The sequence below is a fragment of the Dactylosporangium sp. NPDC051484 genome (genome assembly GCF_040689395.1).
GTDB lineage: Bacteria > Actinomycetota > Actinomycetes > Mycobacteriales > Micromonosporaceae > Dactylosporangium.
In genome coordinates, this window is sequence record NZ_JBFAZX010000003.1 from 371,407 (window position 1) to 394,430 (window position 23,024).

General features: G+C 75.4%; 18 protein-coding genes. 10 read left to right on the forward strand and 8 right to left on the reverse strand.

Annotated features, from left to right (window positions below; genetic code table 11):
- Window positions 1-167: 167 nt before the first annotated feature.
- Genes AB0367_RS07945 through AB0367_RS07960 form a run of 4 tightly spaced genes read right to left on the reverse strand, consistent with a single transcriptional unit; the run spans window position 168 to window position 10,780 of the window.
- A complete protein-coding gene (locus tag AB0367_RS07945; protein WP_366225449.1) occupies window positions 168-3,944 on the reverse strand; it encodes a DUF5682 family protein in 3,777 nt (1,258 codons plus the stop codon).
- The gene (locus tag AB0367_RS07950) at window positions 3,928-5,088 is read right to left on the reverse strand and encodes an AAA family ATPase (RefSeq protein WP_366225450.1); all 1,161 of its coding nucleotides are present in this window, start codon (window positions 5,086-5,088) and stop codon (window positions 3,928-3,930) included. Before AB0367_RS07950 ends, AB0367_RS07945 begins: the two co-directional genes overlap by 17 nt.
- The gene (locus AB0367_RS07955) at window positions 5,085-9,908 is read right to left on the reverse strand and encodes a hypothetical protein (RefSeq protein ID WP_366225451.1); all 4,824 of its coding nucleotides are present in this window, start codon (window positions 9,906-9,908) and stop codon (window positions 5,085-5,087) included. Before AB0367_RS07955 ends, AB0367_RS07950 begins: the two co-directional genes overlap by 4 nt.
- Window positions 9,905-10,780 (reverse strand): DUF4132 domain-containing protein, encoded by an 876-nt coding sequence (locus tag AB0367_RS07960; protein ID WP_366225452.1) that lies wholly within the window; start codon window positions 10,778-10,780, stop codon window positions 9,905-9,907. The genes AB0367_RS07955 and AB0367_RS07960 overlap by 4 nt, the downstream gene beginning before the upstream one ends.
- 95 nt (window positions 10,781-10,875) lie before the next feature.
- On the opposite strand from AB0367_RS07960, the gene AB0367_RS07965 reads away from it, so the two are divergent.
- From AB0367_RS07965 to AB0367_RS07980, 4 genes are all read left to right on the forward strand, one after another.
- Window positions 10,876-11,151, forward strand: coding sequence for a DUF2277 domain-containing protein (locus AB0367_RS07965; protein ID WP_366225453.1), 276 nt, complete (start codon window positions 10,876-10,878; stop codon window positions 11,149-11,151).
- 132 nt (window positions 11,152-11,283) lie between these two features.
- Complete coding sequence (locus AB0367_RS07970) at window positions 11,284-12,450, forward strand: ATP-binding protein (protein WP_366225454.1); 1,167 nt, start codon at window positions 11,284-11,286, stop codon at window positions 12,448-12,450.
- On the forward strand, window positions 12,435-13,262 hold the full coding sequence (locus AB0367_RS07975) for a response regulator (RefSeq protein ID WP_366225455.1): 828 nt from the start codon (window positions 12,435-12,437) through the stop codon (window positions 13,260-13,262). The genes AB0367_RS07970 and AB0367_RS07975 overlap by 16 nt, the downstream gene beginning before the upstream one ends.
- 150 nt (window positions 13,263-13,412) lie before the next feature.
- Window positions 13,413-15,104: a hypothetical protein gene (locus AB0367_RS07980; protein WP_366225456.1), complete on the forward strand. Its 1,692-nt coding sequence runs from the start codon at window positions 13,413-13,415 to the stop codon at window positions 15,102-15,104.
- A 24-nt stretch (window positions 15,105-15,128) separates the two neighbouring features.
- Here the strand turns inward: AB0367_RS07980 and AB0367_RS07985 are convergent, their stop codons facing one another.
- Entirely contained in the window at window positions 15,129-15,923 is a 795-nt protein-coding gene (locus AB0367_RS07985) for an endonuclease/exonuclease/phosphatase family protein (RefSeq protein ID WP_366225457.1), read from the reverse strand.
- 114 nt (window positions 15,924-16,037) lie between these two features.
- On the opposite strand from AB0367_RS07985, the gene AB0367_RS07990 reads away from it, so the two are divergent.
- The 3 genes from AB0367_RS07990 to AB0367_RS08000 all read left to right on the forward strand — a co-directional run bounded on the left by AB0367_RS07990 (window position 16,038) and on the right by AB0367_RS08000 (window position 17,607).
- Complete coding sequence (locus AB0367_RS07990; protein WP_366225458.1) at window positions 16,038-16,469, forward strand: SRPBCC domain-containing protein; 432 nt, start codon at window positions 16,038-16,040, stop codon at window positions 16,467-16,469.
- Window positions 16,459-16,791 (forward strand): metalloregulator ArsR/SmtB family transcription factor, encoded by a 333-nt coding sequence (locus tag AB0367_RS07995; RefSeq protein ID WP_366225459.1) that lies wholly within the window; start codon window positions 16,459-16,461, stop codon window positions 16,789-16,791. The genes AB0367_RS07990 and AB0367_RS07995 overlap by 11 nt, the downstream gene beginning before the upstream one ends.
- A 90-nt stretch (window positions 16,792-16,881) precedes the next feature.
- Complete coding sequence (locus AB0367_RS08000) at window positions 16,882-17,607, forward strand: isochorismatase family cysteine hydrolase (RefSeq protein WP_366225460.1); 726 nt, start codon at window positions 16,882-16,884, stop codon at window positions 17,605-17,607.
- Here the strand turns inward: AB0367_RS08000 and AB0367_RS08005 are convergent.
- Window positions 17,580-18,266 (reverse strand): response regulator transcription factor, encoded by a 687-nt coding sequence (locus AB0367_RS08005; RefSeq protein WP_366225461.1) that lies wholly within the window; start codon window positions 18,264-18,266, stop codon window positions 17,580-17,582. The two genes, AB0367_RS08000 and AB0367_RS08005, sit on opposite strands and share 28 nt — an antisense overlap.
- Before the next feature lie 120 nt (window positions 18,267-18,386).
- Here AB0367_RS08005 and AB0367_RS08010 point away from each other — a divergent pair, with 120 nt between their 5' ends.
- From AB0367_RS08010 to AB0367_RS08020, 3 genes are read left to right on the forward strand one after another with little or no spacing between them, the layout of a single operon-like run.
- Window positions 18,387-19,082 carry a phosphatase PAP2 family protein gene (locus tag AB0367_RS08010; protein ID WP_366225462.1) on the forward strand — a complete coding sequence of 232 codons (696 nt, stop codon included), beginning with the start codon at window positions 18,387-18,389 and terminating at the stop codon, window positions 19,080-19,082.
- Window positions 19,027-19,797, forward strand: a complete 771-nt coding sequence (locus AB0367_RS08015; protein WP_366225463.1) for a polysaccharide deacetylase family protein — start codon at window positions 19,027-19,029, stop codon at window positions 19,795-19,797. The genes AB0367_RS08010 and AB0367_RS08015 overlap by 56 nt, the downstream gene beginning before the upstream one ends.
- Window positions 19,794-21,041, forward strand: coding sequence for a YncE family protein (locus AB0367_RS08020; protein WP_366225464.1), 1,248 nt, complete (start codon window positions 19,794-19,796; stop codon window positions 21,039-21,041). The genes AB0367_RS08015 and AB0367_RS08020 overlap by 4 nt, the downstream gene beginning before the upstream one ends.
- Here AB0367_RS08020 and AB0367_RS08025 read toward each other — a convergent pair.
- Together AB0367_RS08025 and AB0367_RS08030 are read right to left on the reverse strand one after the other, a co-directional pair.
- Window positions 21,008-21,841, reverse strand: a complete 834-nt coding sequence (locus tag AB0367_RS08025; RefSeq protein WP_366225465.1) for a PIG-L family deacetylase — start codon at window positions 21,839-21,841, stop codon at window positions 21,008-21,010. The two genes, AB0367_RS08020 and AB0367_RS08025, sit on opposite strands and share 34 nt — an antisense overlap.
- Window positions 21,838-22,998: a glycosyltransferase family 4 protein gene (locus tag AB0367_RS08030; protein ID WP_366225466.1), complete on the reverse strand. Its 1,161-nt coding sequence runs from the start codon at window positions 22,996-22,998 to the stop codon at window positions 21,838-21,840. The genes AB0367_RS08025 and AB0367_RS08030 overlap by 4 nt, the downstream gene beginning before the upstream one ends.
- Window positions 22,999-23,024: the final 26 nt, after the last annotated feature.

Below are 23,024 nucleotides of genomic sequence, written 5' to 3' on the forward strand. Positions count from 1 at the left end.
CTGGCCGGGCCTACCGCCGGGCTGGCGGGAAGTGACGTCTGTGGAGACGATGTAAGACCGATGGGCGGTACACCGTCCCTCGCCGGTAGTCCGGGTCGGCTGTTGTCGGTGAGGCAGAAAGCTCAACCCGCGAGGGTTGAATCCCCCTGCTTCAGCTGGGGGAGATGTCAAGTGCGCACCTTCTCCGCGACCCAGCGGGCCAGCTCCATGGGGCTCAGCGCGGCCACCGGCATCCCGGCTGCCACGAGCTGCGAGGCGATCGGCACCGAATACCGCGGCCGCCCCGAGTCGTCGAGGCTCGCACACCCGAGCACGGTCACGCCCGACTCGACGAGCGCGCGCGTCTCGGCGAGGAGGCCGCCGAGCGGGTAGCCCTCCTCGAAGTCGCTGACGAGCACCACCAGCGTCCGCGACGGCACCGTCACCAGGCTCCGCGCGTGTCGCAGCCCTTTGGCGATGTGCGTGCCGCCGCCGACGCGCACCTCCAGCAGGAGGCTCAGCGGGTCGCTCACCCGGTCGGTCAGGTCGACCACTTCGGTGGAGAACGCCACGAAGTGCGTGGTCAGGGCCGGCACCCCGGCGAGGATCGCGCCGGTCAGCGCCGACCAGATGATCGACGCCTCCATCGACCCGGACACGTCCACGACCAGCACCAGCCGCCAGTCGACGCCGCGCCGCGCCCGTGTGCGGAACACCGGCCGCTCCGGGATCACCAGGACCCGCCCGTCGGCGTCCCGCCGGGTCGTGGCGAGGTTGGCCCGCAGTGTGCGCGGCAGGTCCAGCGGCCCGCCCGGCCGGTATGTCGGCCGCGGCGTGCTGATCCCCGCGAGCGCCGGCCGAAGTCGCGTGGCCAGGCGCCGGGTGAGCTCGTCGACGATGCGCGCCACGAGGGGCCGCAGCCGCGCGACGGAGCTCTCGGACATGCCGCCGGCCAGCGACAGCACGCTCTGCAGCAGCTCCACCGAGGGGTTGACCGTCTCGGGATCGAGCAGCATCACCGCGTCGTGCCGCCCCGCCTCCGCGGCCCGGGCGAGCACCTCCTCGCGAATCCCCGGCCCGAACAGCGCGGACAGCTCCTCGGCCCACTCCCGCACCCCCGGGAACGGTGCCTCGCGCCCAGCCCGCCCGGCCGCATCGGCCGCGGCTCCTTCGCCGCTGCCCGCCCCGTAGAGCTCGTCGAGCGCCGTGGCATACCGCCGCGCCGCCCCTGCGAGCCGCTGATCCTGCCGCCCGAGCAGCAGCCGCCATCGATCGATGACGCCCAGCGACCGCTCGACACTATCCGGATGATCAGAAATATCCGATTTGTCGGCGGTCGGGCCGGCCGCGACGATCGAGGCCCCATGGGGCAACGATGCCGCTTCGCGGGGCGACGCCGGCCCGGGGGAACCGGCGCCGGCCAGAGCATCACTGGGAGATGCCGCACCCTCCAACGAAGCGGCCGCACCGTCGCGAGCCGCACCGCTGGGAGCCGCACCGCTGGGAGCCGCGCCTTCGGGAGCCGCGGCGATTTGAGCTGCGGCGTCCAAGGGGGCCGGGGCCGGGGTCGCGGCGTCTGAGGGTGCGGCGTCGCAGGTCGCGGGCGGCGGTAGGAGGCCCAGCGCGTCGGCGGCGGCGCGGCCGGCGCGGTCGGCCAGCAGCCGGCGGAGCAGGGCCGACGGATCCGTGGACTCCACGTCGCGGGCCAGGCCGCCGCCAAGGCGGTCCTCGACCACCGCGAGGAGACGGTCCCGAGCCGCCGGGCTCACCGTCTGGAAGCCGCCGCGCAAGGCCGGCAGCCTCGACAGGAACGCGGCGTCGGGGAGCGAGGCCACCCGGTCCAGCAGACCGTCCAGCGCGTCCGGGCCGGACTGCAGCAGGGGCTCGGCGGCGGCCAGCAGGCCGCGCAGGTGGCCCAGTAGCCGGCGGCGGCCCTCGTCGCTGATGGCACCGTCGATCCACGACGCGACCCGGCTGCCGAGGGCGGCGGGCTCGTCGAGGCCGAGCAGGACCTGGACGGCGCCGGCCGCGGCGGACATCGTCGGGGTGCCGGCGGCGGCCAGGCGGCGCAGGGCGTCGGCCAGGCGCAGGCCCACGCCGGCGGCGTCGGCGCGGCGGCCCAGGGCCACCAGGGCGCGTACGTCGGCGACGTCGTCGGAGCCGGCGAGGCCGTCGACCTGGCGGACGGCCGCGGCCTCGAGCGCATCGCCGAGCGCCGGAAGGTCGGCCAGGGTCGCGGCGACCTCGGCTGGCAGGCCGGGCACGTGGCCGTTGCGGAGGCGGTCGAGGAGCGCGAGGGCCGTCATGAGCTCCTCGAGCGTCGCGCTCGCGGGGATCTGCTCGGCCAGTTCCGTCAGCCGCTCGCCGGCCAGCCCGGGCAGCCCGCATTCGGCCGCGGTGGCGAGCCCGGCGATGATCTGCGCCGCGGTCGGGCCCTCGGCGCCCTCGTCGGCGCGGCGCCGCTCGCGCAGCGCGCCCTCGGCCGCCTGGGCCAGGGTCACGCCGCGGATGCCGGCGACGTCGAGCATCGCCTCGGTGCCGGGCGTCCACTCGATGTTCCAGCGGGTGGTCAGGGCGTCGACGCCGGCGGTGCCCTCGACGGCGGTGTTCTCCGCGTAGGGGATCCGGCACGCTGCCAGCTGCCGCAGCGCGACGTCGCGGCGCCGGTCGAGGTCGGAGCGCAGCGGGTCGAGGCGCAGGTCCTTCGCCCGCTCGCCGGGGCCGGGCAGGCGCAGGTCGCCGAGCAGCGCCTGCACCGCCGGGCGCAGCCCGGACCGCGGCGCGCCGGGCGCGAGGGCGCCGCGGACGTCGCCGACGAGGACGGTCTCCATCGCCGCGGCGACGACTCGGCCGCGGCCGAGCACCTCGCCGTGGGCGAGCACGCTCTGCAGCGACTCGATCAGCTCGCCACGGCCCGGCGCCGGCAGGCCCCGCAGCCGGGCGAGGTCGGTGGCGAGCCGGAAGACCTCGCGCGCCTCGGCCGGCCCCGCGGGGTGCCCGGCGGCGCGCACCCGCGCGCAGACCTCGACCACGCTCGCGAGGGCGGCCGCCTCGACCGCGTCGGGCCGCCCACCGGCCGAAACGACGGCCTGCTGCCACCGGGGGTCGCGGATGCCGGCCGGATACCCGGAGCGCGAGTCGAGCAGCGCGAAGCTGTACGGCACGAGCGAGGTCACCACGTCGCCCCGCTCCGCGGCCGCCCCGTCCGCCACCACGACGCCGCGCGACGCGGCCGCACGAGCCGCCGACCCGCCCGACGAGACCGAGACGGCTTGCGCCGGCGCGCCGGGGAGCAGGGCCGCGGCGTGGAAGGAGCCGACGACCGCGGCGGCCCGGCGGTCGCCCACCGAGGCCAGGCAGCGGCGCATCCACGCCTCGCGGTGCAGGTCCAGCTCCGCGACGCCCGCGCCCGCGGCGGAATCGCCGCGCATCGCCCAGCCGACCAGCAGCGCCGCGCGGCGCACCGCCTCCGGAGCGGACCCGGGCGCGCGGGCCTCCACGACCCGGTCCCACATGTCCTCGTCGGACCGGCCGGTGGCCGAGCGCTTCAGCGCGTCGCCGAGGAACGAGACCGGCGCGCCCGGCGGGACGGGCGACCCGGGCGCGCGCCACTCCCGGGCGGCCAGCGGCAGGTCGCAGGGAACGACCTCGACGCCGTTGCGGGCCGCCCAGCGCACCGCGACCAGCTCCGGCGAGAAGTCGGCGAACGGGTAGAACGCCGGCGCGCCGTCGCCGCCGACCACGCCCGCGAGCGCCACCGGCGCCGTGGTGGCCGGGTCGGCCAGCCACGGCAGCCAGGAGGCGAACTCGGCCGGCAGCTCCAGCAGCAGCACCTCGGGCCGGAACCCGTCCAGCAGATCGTCCATCACCGCCGACAGCGCGGGGGAGTGGTGGCGAACCCCGATGAGCAACGGTGCCGTGCAGCCGGCCAGGCCGGCGAGTGCGGCGTCAGGGCTGGAGGACATCGCGCAGCTCCCACAGCCGGCGCCACAGCCGGGCGCCCTCCTCGGCGCGGCGGCGCACCGCCCCGTCCCAGTATCCCAGCAGCTTCGCCCCGTCGGCCGGGTCGTCCTTGCAGACCACGCCCTGCAGGTGCGCCGGCAGCAGCGACAGCACGTCGCGGTCGCCGGGGAAATAGGCCGCCGCGAGCCCCAGCGACGTGGCGACCGCGACCGCCTCGGCGGTGCTCATCACCGTCGAGGGCCGCTCCACCTCCCAGCCCTCCACCGAGCGCCCGGCCCGCAGGTCGCGAAACGCCGTGACGAGCGCCTCGAGGACCGCCTCGTCGACCTCGAACGGGGTCTGCACCCGCTCCAGGGCCGCGCGCGCCTGCCGGCCCACGAGCGCGGTCTCGGCGGCCAGGTCGGGGATCGGGCCCACGGTCTCGAAGTTGAAGCGCCGCTTGAGGGCCGCGGACATCTCCGACACCCCGCGGTCGCGCAGGTTGGCGGTGGCGATGAGCGTGAACCCGGGCGCGGCGTGCACGGTCGCGCCCTCGGTGCCGGCCAGCTCCGGCACCGCGATACGCCGGTCGGACAGGATCGACACCATCGCGTCCTGCACCTCGGGCAGGCACCGGGTGATCTCCTCGATCCGGGCGACCCGCCCGGCGCGCATGGCGGTCAGCACCGGCGAGGGCACGATGGCCTCCGGGCTCGGGCCGTGCGCGAGCAGCAGCGCGTAGTTCCAGCCGTATCGCAGCTGGTCCTCGGTCGTGCCCGCGGTGCCTTGCACGACCAGCTCGCTGGTGCCGCACACGGCCGCGGCCAGCAGCTCCGACAGCATCGACTTGGCCGTGCCCGGCTCGCCGACGAGCAGCAGCCCCCGCTCCCCGGCGAGGGTGACGACGCACCGCTCGACCAGGGCCCGGTCGCCGACGAACTTGCGCGGGATCTCCAGCCGCGTCGGGACCCCGTCGGGCCGCGCGCCCTTGGGCAGGGCGAGCGCCTCGCCGTCGCTGCCGACGATGAACGTGACGACGGCCCGGGGCGTGAGCCGCCAGCCGGGCGGCCGGGCCCCGCCGTCGAACGCGGCCAGGAACGCGAGTTCGGTCGCGTGGGCGTGCTCGGCGGGGTCGACCTGCCGGGGGCTGGTGACGGTGGCGGTCATCGGCGGCCTCTCGTGGTGAGTTCTTCGAATCGGGGGTGGTCGCCGGCGACGACCCGATCCCAGGCGAGCTCGAACAGCCGCGGCGCGGGCGCCACGGGGATGACGGCGCCGAGCTTGGCCCCGTCGTCGTCGGCACCGATGAGCAGCGGCAGCTTCCATCGCTCCAGCGGCGGCAGCGGCGCCTTCCAGGCCAGCCATCCGCCGGGCAGGAACAGCGAACGCCCAGCGCGCGGCCGCTTCGCCTCGGCGACGAGCTCGGTGGCCAGCAGCTCGGCCCGGGCGGCCTTGAGCCGGGCGGGCTTCCACCCGGTCCAGGCCGCGACGTTGCGGTCGGTCGGATCGGGCAGGGCGAGCAGCTGCAGGTAGAGCGTGGCGGCGTCGGCGCCGAGGCCGTGCCGCTCGGCGACCCGCGCTACCAGCTCCGGCGCCGAGCGCGACGGGTCGTGCGGCGCGTCGCCGGACGGTGCGCCGAGCCAGGCGTCGAGCCGGTCGCCGAGAACGGCACGCAGCGCCACGACCGGCAGGTCCCGGCTGCCCAGCCCCGCGATGAGCGCGTCCACCCGCGGGTCGTCGAGGCCGTCGAGGCGGGCCGGGCGCAGGCGCACCCGCCGCCAGTAGCCACTCATCGACGCCACGAACAGCCCCGCGTCGATGCGGTCCTCGCCGCGCTCGACCGGCATGGCCAGCGCGGCGAGGATCTTCTCCAGGTTCTGCTCGTCGCTGCCGCCGATCGGCACCTCGAACGCCGGGTCGGCCGCCAGCCGCCGGACGAGCTCCAGCACCCGCGGCAGGTTGCGGCGGATCGGGTCGTCCTCCGGCAGGTGCCGCGCCAGCCACGGCAGCCCGCGAGCGACGGTGACGAGCAGGTCGTCGCCGTCGACGCCGGCGTCGGGGCCGTGCAGCCAGCGGCAGGTGTCGGGGTTGGCGACGCCGTGCAGGAACTCGGAGGCGGTCAGGCCGTCCGGGACGCCCGCCCGGCGCAGTGCGGTGATGAGGTCGTCGCCGATCGGGGTGCGGGCGCCGACGCGCTCGGCGTGCCAGGCCGCGAACCGGGCCACGTCCGGCCCGCCGGTCCACAGCTCGGCCGGCTCGGCGGGCAGCAGCGCCGTGTGGGCGAGGCCGTCCCCCGCCCGCCGCCGCTGCTGCCATTGCACGTGCTCGATCGCCGCCTCGATCGCGTAGTCGGTGACCGAGTCGTCGGCCGCCTGCCAGTCCGCCGGGCGGTGCTCCTTCCAGCGCTGGAGGTGAGTGGTGCTGGCCAGCAGCACCGTCGCCTCGGCGAGGCTGACGCCGGCCGCGGCGCAGACCGCTCGGACCGTCTCGGGGGCCAGCAGGTCGGCCGGGCCCCCGCGAGCGCGGCCGGCGGCGGCGAAACGGGCCACGGCCGCCGACTCGTGCCCGGACCGCTCGTACACCTGCTCGTAGGTGATCGTGTGCCCCGGCACCGGGCCGAACCGGCCGTCCGCCGCGTGCTCGATCCCGATGACGCCACCGCCACCGGCGTCGACGCGGAACGGCAGCAGCCGCCGGCCGTCGCCGGTCGTCACGACCTGGCCGGCGGTCATCTGTGGCCGGTGGGTGTCGGACTCGACCGTGACACGGCGGGTGCGCCCGTCGCCGTCGAGCAGCCCTGAGCCGGCTAGGACCTCCAGCAGGTCGAGCAGGGCGGCGCGGTGCTGCTCGCCGGTCGTCGGCGATGCCGCCCGCAGCATGATCGAGGGCAGCACGCCGAGCACGGAATACCAGTCGAGGTCCGTGGAGCCCAGCCACGACGACAGCGGCGCGCGGGGCTCGCGGCCGGTGAGCGCGGCCCCCACGTCGGCGAAGACCTTCACCCACGCGCGGCCATGGTCATAGCAGTGCGGGATGAGGCCGCCGAGCGCGGCGTCGAGGACCGCGTCGTCGGCCAGGTGCGCGTCGGGGCCGTCGGCGACGGCCTGCGGCTCCTGCGCGGCGATCGCCTCGGTCGCGCTCGTGAGCCGGGCCAGGCGCAACGCGGCGCGGGCGGCGTGCTTGACCACCCCGCCGACGCCGGCGACCAGCGCCTCGGCGCACAGCTGTGGCACCGCCTCGCGGACCGCGGCCCGCACCTGGGCGTCCGGGAACGTCAGCTCGTCGCGGTCACCGGCGGCGGTGGCGAGCCCGGACACCGCGGCCAGCAGCCCCGCGGCCCGTTCGTCGCCGAGCCCGCGCAGCGCCAGCGAGCCGGCCTCGTCGCGCGGTCGCAGCTGGTGCCAGAACGACGGCGGCGGGACCAGCGGCGTGCCCTCGGCGAACGGGCTGGGCATGCCGGCCGTGCCGAAGGTGGCGAAGCGCAGGCCGTCGGCGGTGTGCAGGTGCAGCGTGACGACCCGCCACCCGTGTTCGGTGACGAGGCCGTGCACGGCGTCGGCGCCCGGGAACCGGATCGCGCCGGTGAGCGAGCCCTGCCGGCCGCGGCTGGCGGGCTCCGGCTCGGCCAGCGCGAACGACCGGCCGTCGACCCCCTCGCCGGTCTGGCCGTCCGGGGTGTGCCGGACCCGCCAGCCGACGAGGCCGTCGCGGTGGCCGAGCGGGCTGAGCGCCATGCGCGGCGAGGCGGGCCGCAGGCGGCACGAGGCGAAAGCCAGCGGCTGCCCGTCGACGGCACCCTCCTCGAAGAACGCCGGCAGCGAGACCCGGCCCCGGGCGCCGGTGGCCGGGTCGTATTCCTGCCAGCGCCAGCTGTGGTCGGACTGGTCCTGGGTCTGCACCCAGTAGTGCTGCCCGTCGCTGATCACGGCGCCGAACTCCTGCGCGCGCCGGTCGCCCGGGTGCAGCGGCCGGCCACCGGCACTGCGCCCGCCGCCGGGCAGGGCGACAGACCCCTCGCCCGGGTTGGACAGCCCGTCCTCCGCGGCGGTGAACACGTCGTCGGGCGAGCCGCTCCAGTAGCCGGCCCGCTCCCCGTCGCGGTTCCAGGCCACGAGCAACTGGCCGTCGACGTAGCGCACCGCCGTGTGCCACGAGTAGCGCCGCTCGTCGGGCGGGATGCGCAGCGTGTGCTCCAGCTCCAGGCCCTCGTCGCCGACGACCGCGACCCGCTCGCCGCGGTGCAGCACGAGGGCCGGCCATTGCGGCAACACGGTGAGGTCCTCGTGCAGCGGGCGCCGGTCTTCGCCGCGGACCGCGGCCGCCCCGGCCTCCAGCGCCGGCCACTCGAACTCGTCGAGGACCCCGGCGCGCAGCGTGCGGCCCAGCACCGGGCCCAGGTCGAGGGCGGTGATCCGGGCGACCGCCTCCGGGTTGACCGCGAGGCCCGCCGGGCAGGCGACCGCGGTCAGCCGGTCGAGCTCGTCGTCGAGGGTCGTCAGGCCCTGCGCGGCGATCCGGTCGGCGAGCCGGTCGAGCCACCAGTGCAGCGCGGTGCGCAGGCCCGGAACGGCCACTACCTGGCCGACCCGGTCGGGCGCGACCGCTGCCTGATCGGCGCGATACCACGTCTTCAGATACGACTCCATGCTCTCCGCGATCAGCGGCAGCAGCCGTTCATGGGCGGCGACCTCGGTCAGGTCGCGGCGCCCCTCGCCGTCGTCGGAGATCCAGCCGCCGACGTCGCAGCGCGCGTCCTGGGCCATCTCGGCCACCGGGATGCCCAGCGCGAGGGCCAGGTCGACCAGGTCGAGGTCGATCCGCCGGTGGCTCGGGGCCAGGTCGGCGGCGACGCCGTCGGCCCGCAGCCGCGGCGCCATCCGCTCGGCGATGGCGTAGAGCCGCGCTTCGCGGGGCCGGCGCCAGTTGCCGCGGCTGCGGTCGGCACGGGCCAGCCAGCCCGCCGGCCCGTCCGGCGAGTCCGCGCCGGCCTCGACCCCGCCGGCCGGGCCGGTCAGCGCCGCCGTCGCCCCGCACTCCTCGAGGATGTCCAGCCACAGGCCGAACGGGCACTCGCCGGGGAACATGCCAAGCAGCTGCCCGCGCACCCGCGGTTCGCGCCCGGCGAGGCGGACCAGGGCCTGCCGGTAGGCCTTCCAGAACCCGCCGGGGGCCCGCAGGATCGACGGCGCCGGCAGCACCTCGGCCAGCAGCGCCTCGTCCTCCTCAGGGCCCAGCCCGGCGGCCTTCGCCAGGCGGCCCAGGTCGACGTGCATCTGCGCATATGGCGGCATCCCGCCGAGGGTGCGCTCCACGCACAGCCGGCGGAACCGCTCATAGGCGACCTCCGGCGTGCACCGCCCGGCGAGGTCGCGGGCGTGCTGGGCGAGGGCCTTGGCGGTCAACGCGCCGGCCAGGGCGAACTCGAGGAAGACCGTGTGCTGGCGCTCCTCGTCGATCTCCAGCGCGTAGAGCCGCTCCGCCTCGCGGGCCTTGCCGAACATGCTCGCGGCATACGTCTGGCTGTCGGCGGCGAGGAAGGCCCGGGCCGCCTCCTCGTAGAACGTCGGCAGGAAGTGCGGGACCGAGCGGGCGAGCCGGTCGCCGAGCTCGTTGAAGCCGTCGCGGGCCGGGCCGATGCGCGACTTGGCCACCCGCACCAGCCGCTCGATGTCCTTGACCAGGGCCAGGGCGTGGTGGCCGTTGGCCGGGTCGTGCACCAGCGCCCAGGCGGGGAAGCCCAGCGCCTGCTGGCGCACCACGCCGACCTCGGCGACGGTCTGCGGCGCGGCGAAGCCGAGGAACTCCATCGTCAGGTCCTCGGCCTGGCCCAGCGTGGCGGGCACCAGCCGGACCACCTTCCGCTGGCCGAGCACCGGATGCCCATACGCCCGGGTGGTGAGCGTGTCGATCGTGTCCTTGGCGGCGTCGGTGCCGACGGGCAGCACCGCCCCCGCGTCCAGCAACGCCTCGATGTTCTCCGCGCTCACGCCGTCTCCTCCGTGCTCTGCTCGACCAGCCGGCCCGCGTATAGCGCCGCGGCCATGCGCATGCCCTCCGACCAGGCCACCGGCCCCACCTCGGCGAGCGGGATCGACCGGCCGTCGGGCCGGACGAACACCAGATCGCCGGTCTCCGCCTCCGAATACGGATCGTCGGCGCCGACCCAGCTGCGCGCCTCCAGCCCCCTCCCGTCCTCGAAGACGCGGCAGACCGCGTAGCCGCCGCGCACCGGATAGCCCAGCGACGCGGCCCGGGCCAGCAGGTGCCGCAGCTCCCCGAACCGGCCGCCGGCGTAGTCGCGCACGCTGCTCGCGCCCGCCTCCAGATCGTCGGGGCGCGTCCAGGTCTGGCGGAACAGCTGGTCGACGGACTGCTTGACGCCCAGGTCGGCGGCGAACTCGCGCAGGTCCTCAAGGTCGCGCAGGCGCACCGGGTGGGGCACCGCGATCCGCTCCGCAGGCAGCCGCACCGTCTCGCCGTCGAGGTTGACCACACCGATCCCGTCGGCGGTCGCGTCGCGCAGGAAGCCGGCCTCGTCCGGGTCGAACCCGCCCTCGTCGTCGAGGACCGCGACCACGAGGTCGGTCAGCGCCGCCCGCCACGTCTCGTCGGGCCACACCCGTGCGAGCAGCTCGGCCGGCACCGGCAGCGAGCGGATCATCCATAGGTCGACCTGCTCGCGGACTTCGGCCTCGTGCCGCGTGAGCCACTCGGTGAGCTGCCGCAGCCCGGTGACCACGGGGTCGTCACGCAGCGCCGAGGGCATCGACTTGAGCACCTTGCCCTTCTGGTTGCGGCACGCTATCCGCCCCGCCTCCAGGGTCACCTCGTAACCACCGGCCGTCGCCAGCCAACCCATGCGATCCGCCTTCCGTCGCGTCGCGCTTGATCGAATGCCCCGGAGACTAGCGAGGGGGTACGACATTTTTTCGCGGGCCTGGCAAGGTGGGGTACATGTGCAGGAACATCCGGGTGCTGAACAACTTCGAGCCGCCCGCGACCGAAGACGAGATCGAGGCCGCCGCGTTGCAATACGTGCGGAAGGTCGCCGGCATGACGAGGCCGGCCGCGGTCAACCAGGAGGCGTTCGACGCGGCCGTGCAGGCTGTGGCCGAGGCGACCAGGGTGCTGCTGGACGGGTTGGTGACCCGCACGCCACCGCGGGACCGCGAGGTGGAGGCGGCCCGGGCCCGGGCCCGAGCCGCGGAGCGCTACGGCCCGCGAGATTGATACTGCCTGACACGGGCTGGTGACGGAGGGCACGGACCCGGGTCCGAAATCGCAGGCACGGCCGGACACGGAATGCCATCAGCCGTCGCGGGGATCCCATCGATCATTCCGGTGCGGCAACATGCCGTATTGATGACCTTTACTCAGCGTGTGGCCGCCGCGATGGACTGGTCGCGGGTTCCCACCGAGTCCGACGCGGAGATCGTGCGCGCCAACGAGCAGCGCCTGGCCCGCATGGTCGCCTATGTCCGGGTCGCGACGGTGCCGTTCCTGGCGGTACCGCTGATGGAATGGCACCACCTGCCCCACCCGTGGATCATCGCGGCCGCGCCGCTGGCCGCGGCGGGCGAGGCGCTGTGGTTCCTGCGCCGGACGCGGCGCACCGGCGACCTGCGCGGCGACGGGCTGCTGGCCTTCGCCGACGCCGCGTTCTGCGTGGCGCTCATGGCCGCCGGGTCGCGGGCCGGCCTGCCCGACCAGCGCAACGCGGTGCTCACCGAGCTCGTCCCGGTGAGCCTGGTCAGCCCGGTCGTGCTGGCGTTCGCGGTCGGGCTGCGCCCGCGCGCCGCCGCCGCGGTCCTGCTGCTGTCCGCCACGTGGGCCGCCTCGGTGTGGCCGGACGTGTCGCAGAAGCTCGCCTCCGACATTCTCGGGTTCGTCGTCTGGTACGTCGCGGGCCTGGCCGTCGCGACCACGCTGCGCGGCATGGCGGCGCAGACGGCCGCGGCGGTGGCGCACGCCCGCCGACTGGACCTCGCGCTGCAACGGGAGGGCCTCCGGCGGTCGCTGCACGACGGCGTCCTGCCGATCTTCGACGGCATCGCCCTGGACGAGCGCGTCCGGCGCGACACCCGCCGGGCCGCCCGCCGCGGCGCGATCCGGGCCCGTGCCCTGCTGCACACCGCCGCAGACGGCGGCGGTGGGTTCTCCGCGCGCGTCCTCGAACTCGCCGAGACGTTCCTCGACCTCGGCCTGCTGCTGTTCCCGCGGGTGTACGTGCACGCCGAGCCGCCGCCCGAGGTCGCCGACGCGCTGCTGTCCGCCGCGCGCGAGGCGCTCGCCAACGCGCTGAAGTACGCCGGCCCCGACGCCGAGGTCGTCCTGTTCGCCGAGGCGACCAGCGACGGCGTGGAGATCTCGGTGCTCGACAACGGCGCCGGTTTCGACGCCGCCACCACCCCGCGCGGGCACGGCCAGACCGAGTCGCTGCCCGCCGTCGAGGCGGTCGGCGCCGCCTGGAGCGTGACGTCCGAGCCGGGAGAGGGCACCAAGGTGGTACTGCGGTGGCCGTCCCTGTAGTCCCCGCGGTCCCGGTGGTCGTCGTCGACGACCACCGCCTCGTCGCCGGGCCGCTGGTCGGCGTGCTGGGCCTGCTGCTGGCCCGGCACGGCTTCGCGGTGCGTCCCCTCGTGCCGACGGTGTCCGCCGCGATCGCCAGCGGCCCGGCCGGCATCGCGGTCTGCGACGTGATCCTCGGCCCCGGCACCTCCGGCCCGGAGTCGGTGCGGGCGCTGGCCGAGCACGACTGGCGGGTGCTGCTCATGTCCGGCTATGCCCCCGAGGAACAGGTCCTCGACGCGATCGCCGCCGGCGCCGCCGGCTACGTGGAGAAGTCCGAGGACCCCGCCGGCCTCGTCGCCGCCGTCCTGACCGTGCACGACAGCGGGCTGCACCTGTCCACCGCCCTCGCCGCGATGTTCTACGCCGACCTGCGCCGCCGCCCGCTGCCGGCCGGGTCCGAGCTGTCCGCCGGCGACCGGCGGATGCTGCGCGCGGTCGTGCAGGGCGAGCCGCCCGCGCGGGCCGCCGCGAGCTGCGGGCTCACCGAGGCACAGGGGCGCGACGCGGTCGGGCGGATCTTCACCGCCGCCGTCGCCCGGCGCCAGCACTACCAGCTGACCCCGCGTGAGCTCGACGTGGTGCGCCTGGTCGGCTGCGAGCACCTGTCCACCGCCGAGGTGGCCCGGCGGCTATTCGTGTCGATCGACACCGCCAATACCCACCTGCGCTCGATCCGGCGCAAGTACCGCCTGGTACACCCGGAGGCGCCGGCACCGCTGCCGCAGCGCACCGCCGCGCAGCTGTGGGCCCGCGAGCTGAACCTGTCCTGAGATCCACCGAACCCGATCCGCCGCAGGCCTGTCACCAGGACTGGGGAGTGCCCGCAGCCCGCCCGGCGGGGACAATTGACTGGCCGTGCGGTAGTCACGCGGGGGGTGTGACTACCGCACGGCGATCGACAATCCGCTATACTCCGCGTGATGATCGCCGCCCGAGAGGTGCGCCTGGGCGGCCGCCGCGCCGATGCCCTGGCCGTCGCGAGCTATCTGCTGGCGGCGGTCGTGCTGTGCGGGCGGCTGCTCGCCCACCCAGGTCAGCGACTGCCGTATACGCCAGGGGACCGCATCCAGGCGGAGTTCCATCTCGCCTACGCCGCCCGCATCCTGCACCACCTCGGCAACCCGCTGCTCATCGACCGGTTGAACGCGCCCGTCGGGGTCAACGCGATGGCGAACACCACCCAGTTGGGCCTCGGGATCCCGATGGCGCCGGTGACCTGGCTGCTCGGCCCCGGCGTCGCTTTCGACGTGCTGATCGTGGCGGCCCTGGCCGGCACCGCCGCGGCCTGGTATTGGCTCCTGTCGGGAAACGTCGTGGACTCCCGGCCGGCGGCGTGGGTCGGCGGGCTGGTCGGCGGCTTCGCGCCCAGCGTCGTCAACCACGCCACGTTCCACCCCAACCTCACGGCGCAGTTCCTCGTGCCCGTCATCGCGTGGCGGGTGGTGCGGCTGTTCGACTCGCGCCGGTTCGTCCGCGATGGGCTCATCCTCGCCGCGCTCATCGTGTGGCAGGTCTTCATCAACGAGGAGACACTGTTCATCGCCGCGCTCGCGATCGGGGCGTTTCTGCTGCTGTGGCGCGGCCCGCGGTGGCGCCCGATCCTGCCCGGCCTCGCCGTCGCCGCGGGCGCGTCGCTGCTCGTCCTCGCGTATCCGCTGTGGTGGCAGTTCTTCGGCACCGGCGCCTACCGCGGCGGCGAGCGACAGATGACGAGGTTCCACACCGACCTGCTCGGCGTCACCTCGTTCTCCCGCAACTCGGTCGCGGTCCGGCTCAGCGAGTTTCCGCCGGCGCCCGGCTTCTCCGCCGAACAGCACGCGTACCTCGGCTGGCCACTGGTGCTCGCCGCGGCCGCGTTCGTCGCCTGGCGCCGGCGCGACCGGCTGGTGCGCTCTCTCGCGCTGACCGGGGCGCTGTTCCTCGCGCTGTCGCTGGGCAACGAACTCACGGTCCGCGGCCACGCCACCGGCGTCCCCGGCCCCTACGCGCCGCTGGCCCGCCTGCCGCTGTTCGACACGCTGCTGCCGACCCGGCTCGGCGAGGTCGCCACGTGGGCCCTCGCGCCGATCGCCGCGCTGGCCGTCGCCGCGGTCCGGCTCCCCTCGCGGGTGCTGACCGCCGGGCTGGTCGCCGCCGTCCTGCTGCCGGCGGCGCCGACACCGACGCTGGTGTTCGACCGTCCGGCGGTGCCGGCCTTCATCACCACCGGCGCGTGGCGGCCCTATGTGGCGGCGGATGATTCGGTACTCGTGGTGCCGCTCGCCGACTTCGATCAGTGGACGGCGCTGCACTGGTCGAGCGCCACCGGCCTGGACCTGCGCCTCTCGCACGGCTACTTCCTGGGTCCCGAGGGCGGCGTCACCGGCCGGCACGCGGTCGTCGGGCCGCCGCCACGCTTCCTCGACGGGCTGCTGCGTACACCGCCGGCGGCCGTCACCACCGCGGACCGGGACCGTGCGGCGGCCGACCTCGGCTACTGGCACACCGCCCTGATCCTCGTCCCGCCGGACGCGACCCTCGCCCCGCAGCGCACCCTGCTCGACGCGCTGTTCGGCCCCGGCCGCCGCACCGGCGGCGTCTGGGTCTGGGACGTCCGCGCCGTGCGCCGGTAGCGCGAACCGGCCGGCCGCTCGGCATTACTCGATCGGCCGCGAGACGGCGAGCCGCAGGTCGGCCTCGACGCCGTAGTGGTCGGACAGGTGCACGGTCCGGCCGCCGCCCAGCGTGACGGTGTCGTCCTGCAGCACCAGGCGGCACTCGGCGCTCAACCCGCCGCCGGCACCGGAGCGCACGAGCACGTGGTCGAACGCGGGCGGCGCCGGCCAGCTCGGCGTGGGCCGGTACGTCGGGCGCGTGTCGCCGGCCATCGCGTCGCGCAGCCCGGCCGCCGCGCAGAACCGCGCCAGCGCCGGCGACTCGCGCGGGAGGTTGAGGTCCCCGGTCACCACCACCGGCAGCGCCGGGTCGAGCCGCGCGAGCTCGGCGCCGAGCCGGCCCAGCTCGGCGCGCGCGACGCCGGAGTACCGGTTGCCGTCCGACCAGTCGTCGTCGCGGTTGGCCGACAGGTGGGTGTTGACCACCGCGAGCCGGCCGGCGGGCGTGTCCAGCAGTGCCACCTGCGCGCCCTTGCGCATCAGGAACTCGGGCCGGACCGGGCCGGTGAACGGGTACCGCACGAACCGTTGCCGCACGACCGGCCACCGCGACAGCAGGACCAGGCCGCCCTTGAGCAGTACCGTGCCGCTGTACAGCCGGTGCGGGTACGCCGCAGCGAGCATCCGTGCGTGGCCGCGCGCCATCACCTCCTGCAGGCACACGACGTCGTACGCGCGGCGCTCCAGCACCTCGCCGATGGCCCGCAGCCGGGGCTGGACGTCGGCCTTGAACAGCGCGTTGAGGGTCAGCAGCCGCAACACGCCGTCATCCGCCACCGCAGCATTGTGCACTCCGCCGCCGGCATCTCACCCTCCGCCACGCTTGACGCAACCGATTGGTTGCAATAGCGTGAGTAGCAACCGAGTGGTTGCTACTTCATGGAGGCTGTCATGGCATTTCCGGATCACATCGAGCGCACCGTCGATCTCGCGCACCCGCCCGTCAAGGTGTGGGCGGCGCTCACCACGGCGGAGGGGCTCGGCACCTGGTTCGGCAACGGCGCGACCGTCGACCTGCGCGAGGGCGGGTCGGCCCAGCTGACCTGGGACAGCGGCGACAAGGCCAGCATGCGCATCGAACGGGTCGAGGAGCCGTCCGTGTTCGGCTTCACCTGGGGCATCCACGGCATGGCCGAGGACGACCCGCGCCGCACCTATGTCGAGTTCACGCTCGAGCCGGTGGGCGCCGGCACCCGGCTCACCATGGTCGAGACCGGCTTCGCCCAGTTGCCCGACGACCAGTACCGTAAGGCGTTCCAGAGCAACACCGACGGTTGGGCACACGAGCTGGGTGAGTTGGTCGAATACCTCAATGCCGCCTGACGTCGAGGCGATCGCCGAGCAGGTCTTCGTGGCTCTGGCCGACCCCACCCGCCGCGGCATCCTCGCCGCGCTGGCGCAGGGCGGCCCGGCCACAGCCACGGAACTGGCCGATCGCCTGCCGATCACCCGGCAGGCGATCGCCAAGCACCTGGCCCTGCTGACCGAGGCCGGCCTGGTGACGGCCGAGCCGGGGGAGCGCCGCCGGGTGCGATATCGGCTGCAATCGGCCCCGATGCGGGTGGCACAGCAGTTCCTGGCCGCGCTGGCGCGCGACTGGGACGGGCACCTGGACGCCCTGAAGGACCACCTCGACGGACGGTGACACCGGAGATGGCGTGTCGCCGCGCCGCGCCGCGCCGCGCCGCGCCGTGGTCGGTGGGCGGCCGGGCGGCGATGCGGGATGATGACGTTCATGAGCATCGAACCGGCGGACCTCGCGGCGGACCCGTGGCTGCGTCCTGAGTGGGGCCGAGTGGCGCTGCTCACCATCGACACCCAGCTCGACTTCGTCGAGGGCGGGGCGAGCCCGATCCCCGGCACCGCCGCGGTATTGCCCGCCGTCGCGGGCCTCGCGGCGGCCTTCCGGGCCGCTGGGCGCCCGGTCGTGCACGTGGTCCGGCTGTACGACGGGACGGACGTCGACCTGGCCCGGCGCACCCTGCTCGACGGCGGCGCGCCGATCGTGCGGCCCGGCAGCCCGGGCTCCCAACCGGCGCCGCAGATCCTGCCGCCGGGCGCCCCGCCGCTGGACCCGGCCGGCCTGCTCGCCGGCGGGTTCCAGCCGATGGGGCCGGGGGAGTGGGCGATGTGGAAGCCGCGCTGGGGCGCGTTCCACCGCACCGGCCTCGAGGCGTTCCTGCGCGGGCTGGAGGTGTCGACCGTCGTCGTGGCCGGCTGCAACTTCCCCAACTGCCCGCGCGCCGCGATCCTGCAGGCCACTGAGCGCGACTTCCGGGTCGTCGCCGCCGCCGACGCCATCTCCGGCGCCGACGGGCGGCACCTGGCCGAGGCGGCCCGGATCGGGGCTCTGCACGCGCCCGCGTCCGCCATCGCCGCCGCGGTCACCGCCGAGGCCGGCGACCTTGCCGGCTTGCCGGGCTCGGGCCCGGGTCAGCCGCCATCGGGGTCGAGCCGGTAGCCGGCGCCGCGCACGGTGCGGATCGCGGTGCGGGCGTATGGGTGGTCGATCTTCTTGCGCAGGTATCCGACGTACACCTCGACGATGTTCGGATCGCCGTCGAAGTGGGCGTCCCACACGTTCTCGATGATCGCGGTGCGGCTCAGCACGTCGCCGGGGTGGCGCAGCATGAACTCGAGCAGCGCGAACTCCCGCGCCGTCACCGACACCTCGTCGCTGCCGCGGGTGACCCGCCGCTGCACCGGGTCGAGGCGCAGGTCGCCGGCGCTGAGCACGACGGGCCGCTGCGGCGCGCCCCGCCGGATGAGTGCCCGCAGCCGCGCCACCAGCACCACGAACGAGAACGGTTTGGTCAGGTAGTCGTCGGCGCCGAGGTCGAACGCGTCGGCCTGGTCGTATTCGCCGTCCTTCGCGGTGAGCATGAGCACCGGCGTCCACACCTCCCGCTCGCGCAGCTGCCGGCACACCTCGTAGCCGGACAGCCCGGGCAGCATGATGTCGAGCACGACCGCGTCGTAGGCGCCGTACGGCGTCTCGGTCGCCGCCCACAGGCCGTCCACGCCGGTGTGCACGAGGTCGACGGTGAACCCCTCGGCCGCGAGCCCGTCGCGGATCGTCTCGGCGAGGTCCACCTCGTCCTCGACCACCAGCACGCGCACGGTGCCCCACCCCCCCCAAAATCAGCGTGACGTCACAAGTTCACACCGCGATCCTGAAGCAATCCTGAGGATGACGTGGGCCTTCAGCCCGCTTTCAGGTGTACCGGGTCACCATGGTGTGTGCCATCGCCCGATCGCTCCCACCGCGCCGCCGCCCTCGTGCCCGGCCTCGCGGCGCTCGCGCTCGCCGTGCTCAGCGTCCTGGTCGCAGCCCGGGCGTCCGTGCTCCTGAGCGCCGACGCGGCGGTGAGCGCGGCCGCTCGCCGGTTCACCGCCGGACACGGATGGTGGCATTCGGCCATGGCGGCGGTCACGCACAGTGCCGACCCCGTCGCACTGTACTGCGTGCTCGTCGCCGTCCTCGCCGCGTGCCTGCTGGGCCGCCGGTGGTGGCCGGCGCTGTTCGTGGCCTCCGTCGCCGCGTCCGGCACCGGCGCGCGGCTGGTGTTGCTGCACCTCATCGCCCGGCCCCGCCCCGAGCACCGGCTCATCGGCGCGTCCGGCTTCTCGTTCCCGTCCGGGCACACCACCTCGTCCGCGCTCGCCGCCGGCGTCGTGATCGTGCTCGGCCTGGCCGTGCTGCGGCCCCGGTGGGCGCGGCGGGCCCTCGTCGCCGTCGCCCTGGCCTGGGCGGTGCTGGTCGGGGTGAGCCGGGTCGCGCTGGTGGCGCACTGGCCCACCGACGTGCTCGGCGGCTGGCTGCTGGCCACGACCGTGATCACGGCCCTCGCGTTCGCACTCCACAGGAAGGTCGACCCTCATGCATCGGCGGACTCTGCTCATCGCGGCGGGAGCCGCGGCGCTCGGCGGCTGTGACGCCCCGACGCCGTCCCCGGGCGCCACCACCCCGCGGCCCGCAGGGACCGGGTCCCCGTCAGGACCCCGGCCCGGGTCCCCGTCCGCGACCCCGGCGAGCCCCGCACCGAGGGCGCTGCCGGCGGAGGTGGACAGCGGGCCGCGGGAGGTACCCGCCGTCGCCCTCACGTTCCACGGGCAGGGCGAGCCGGGCGTGGTCGGCGGCCTGCTCGACGCCCTCGCCGCCGAGCGCGTCCACGTCACCGTGCTGGCCGTCGGCGTGTGGCTGCGCCAGCAGCCCGCCCTCGCCCGGCGCGTGCTGGATGACGGCCACGAGCTGGGCAACCACACCCTCAACCACGCCGCCATCGCGAACATGTCCGAGGCGCAGGCCTACACCGAGATCGACGGCTGCGCCACCGCGCTGCGCGACGTGAGCGGCTCGATCGGGCGCTGGTTCCGCCCGTCGCAGACCCAGCGCAGCACCGCGCGGATCCGGGCGCAGGCGGCCCGGGCCGGCTACCCCACCTGTCTGTCATACGACATCGACTCGCTGGACTTCACGGATCCCGGCGCCGACGCCGTGGTTCGCACTACGCTGCAGGGCGTGCGAAACGGCTCGATCGTCAGCCTCCACTTCGGCCACCCGGGCACCGTCGCCGCGATCCCGAAGCTCCTCGCCGGCCTGCGCGAGCGCGGCCTGCGCCCGGTGACCGCCTCGGAGCTGTTCGCGTGACCGCCCGGATCCGGGCGCTGAGCGCGCTCGCCGGCGTCGTCGTGCTGCTCGCCGCCGGCTGCTCCGCCCCGTCCGCCGAGAGCGCCCACTCCGGGCAGCACCCGGCCGGCCCCGGCGACGACAACGCGCCGGCCCTCATGTCTGACATGCCGGGCATGGGCGGCAGCGGGAGCCCGGCCGGGCCGTCGGGCAGCGCCGGCACCAGCCCCGGCCCCGGGCTGCCGGGCATGCCGCCGCCGCTGGACCCGCACGACGTCTACGCCGCGGACCGGCCGGACGCCTTCTCCCCGGTCGTGAAGGGCGACCCGGTCCGGGTGTACGTGCCGAACCTCGGCAGCGACAGCGTGTCGGTCATCGACCCGGCCACGTTCAAGGTCATCCAGACCGTGCGTGTCGGCGGCGGCCCGCAGCACGTGGTGCCGTCGTGGGACCTGCGCACCCTGTGGGTGAACGACAACACCGGCAACGCGCTCGTCCCGATCGACCCGGCGACGGGCACGTTCGGCAAGCCGATCGCGGTCGACGACCCGTACAACCTCTATTTCACGCCCGACGGCCGGTACGCGATGGTGATGTCCGAGGCACGACACAAGATCGTCTTCCGGGACCCGCACACGATGGCGATCGTGCGCGAGCTCACCGTCGGCTGCTCCGGGGTCAACCACGCCGACTTCTCGCCCGACGGCCGATACTTCATCGCCACCTGTGAGTTCTCCGGCGACCTGATCAAGGTCGACGTGCAGCGGCAGGAGGTCATCGGCCAGCTGCACCTCAGCGGCCAGCAGCCGATGCCGCAGGACATCAAGATCTCGCCGGACGGCGGCACGTGGTACGTCGCCGACATGCACACCTCCGGGGTCTGGGAGCTCGACGGCGACCAGTTCAAGGTGCGCACGTTCCTGCCCACCGGCGCCGGCGCGCACGGGCTCTACGTCAGCCGCGACTCGAAGTACCTCTACATCGCCAACCGCGGCGAGGGCTCGGTGTCGCTGCTGGAGTTCGCGACCGGCAAGCTCGTCGCCAAATGGCGCATCCCCGGCGGCGGCAGCCCCGACATGGGCGGCGTGTCGGCCGACGGCACGGTGCTGTGGCTGTCCGGCCGCTACAACGGCGAGGTGTACGCGCTGTCGACCGCCGACGGCCACCTGCTGGCCCGGATCAAGGTCGGCACCCAGCCGCACGGCCTGTGCTTCTGGCCCCAGCCGGGCCGCTACTCACTCGGCCACACCGGCATCCTGCGGTAACGCAATCGTTCGAAGACGTCTCCGGACGCCCGGTCTCCGGCCGGGCGTCCGGCCTCGACGAACCACTCGCGCCCGGCCACGGCCCGGAACAGCGGCCCCGGCAGCCGCGACAGCAGCGCCAGGGTGCGCACGCCGCCGCCCCCCTCGCCCTGGCTGGCGTGGGCGCGCATCGCGGCGCGTTTCTGGCGGTGGTACCCCCTGACGTCCACCACGTGCGTGATCTCCCGCCGCTCGCTGAACGCCGTCGCGGCGCCGCCGAGCGGCAGCGACGGCAGCAGCCGCCCGGCCAGGCGCAGCATCGCGAGCACCGGCCGCAGCGCCGAGCGGTCGACGGTGGCCTGCAGCAGCACCGGCGTTCCGGCGAGGTGCGCGGCGGCCGCGGCGACGCGGTGCACCTGCACGTGGTCGGGGTGCCCGTACCCGCCGCGCGGGTCGTACCCGGTCACGACGTCGGCGCGCTCCTCGCGCATGATCGCGGCCAGCCTTGCGGCGGCCTCCTCGACCGGCACGTCGGCGAAGCGTCGTGCCCGCGTTGCCGCCTGGGCATCGAGACCGGAGTCGGCGTAGCCGAGCGTCTCCACGCGGGCGCATCCGAGCGCGGCCGCGGCCGCGAGCAGCTCCCGGCGCCGTCGCTCGGCGAGCGCCGAGCCGGTGGCCCCGGCGGAGAGTCCGGCCTCCCCGAGCGTGGCGGTGACCAGCACGACCCGGTGCCCCTCCGCGGCCGCCCGGGCGAGGGTCCCGCCGGTCAGCAGCGTCTCGTCGTCGGGGTGCGCGTGGAAGGCGACAAGCGTGAAGGTCATGCGCCCTCGCTGAGTGGGGCGCGGCGGCCCAGGAACGCGGCGGCCCGCGCGTAGAGCGTGTCGGCGGCGTCGAGCACGGTGTCCCAGCGTACGACCGGGGCCACCGCCCGGTTGTGCCGGGCCACGGCCGCCGCCCGCCCCGGCTCGTCCAGCAGTCCGCCGAGCGTCGTGCGCAGCTCCTCGTCGGACTGGACCAGCCACCCCTCGACGCCGTGGCGGATGAAGTCCGCGACCCCGCTGCCGGCCCGCGCCACCACCGGGAGCCCGGCGCTGCGCGCCTCCAGCGCCGCGATGCCGAACGACTCCCGCGGCGCGGGCGCGACGTACACGTCGGCGGAGGCCAGCAGCGCCCGGATCGCGGTGCGCTCCAGCGCCCCGGTGAGGTGGATGTCCGCCCCGGCGCCCGCGGCGGCGATCTCGCGGCGCAGGCCGGGCAGCAGCGGGCCGTCGCCGACGAGCACCGCCCGGAACCGGCCCGGGTGCGACTCGCGCAGCGCGAACAGGGTGCGTAGCAGCGCCTTGGGCCGCTTGCGCCGCACCATGCGCATCACGCTGATCAGCGTCGGCACGCCGGCCCTGGCGGCCGGCCCGGTGGCTGGTCCGCGCGCGGGCAGCAGCCAGGCGGCCGGGTCGATGCCGTTGGGCAGCACGGCGACCGGCGTGCCGTCGAGGGCGTCGCGGACCGCGGACGCGGCGGCGCTGCTGACCGCGGCCCACTGCACGGGCCAGGCGGCGGCGTTCTGCCAGCGGGCGAAGCGGTGTACCAGCGGCGCGATGTCGTGCCACATCGAGTGCACCGAGACAACCGTGGGCGGGCCGCCGGCCGCCGCGAGCCGGGCCGCCGTCCACGCCAGCGGCGAGAACGCGGAGACGTGGGCGTGCACGGCCTCGACGTCGTGCGCCCGCAGCACCTCGCCGAGTGCGCGGACGCCGAACGTCCGATACGGCCCGGCGCCGAGGCCCGCGGTGTCCCGCCCGACCCGAAGCACCGGCACGTTGCCCAGGGCGGCGGGCCGGCTCGAGGCGGTCGGTGCGGTGGTGGTGAGCACGAACGTCTCGTGGCCGATGGTGTACTGCCGGGAGGCCAGGTCGTGGACCTGCAGCTCGACGCCGCCGAGCCGGGGCAGGTACACGTCGGTGACATGGGCGATACGCATGGACGAGGCTCTCCAGAGGTGGACGG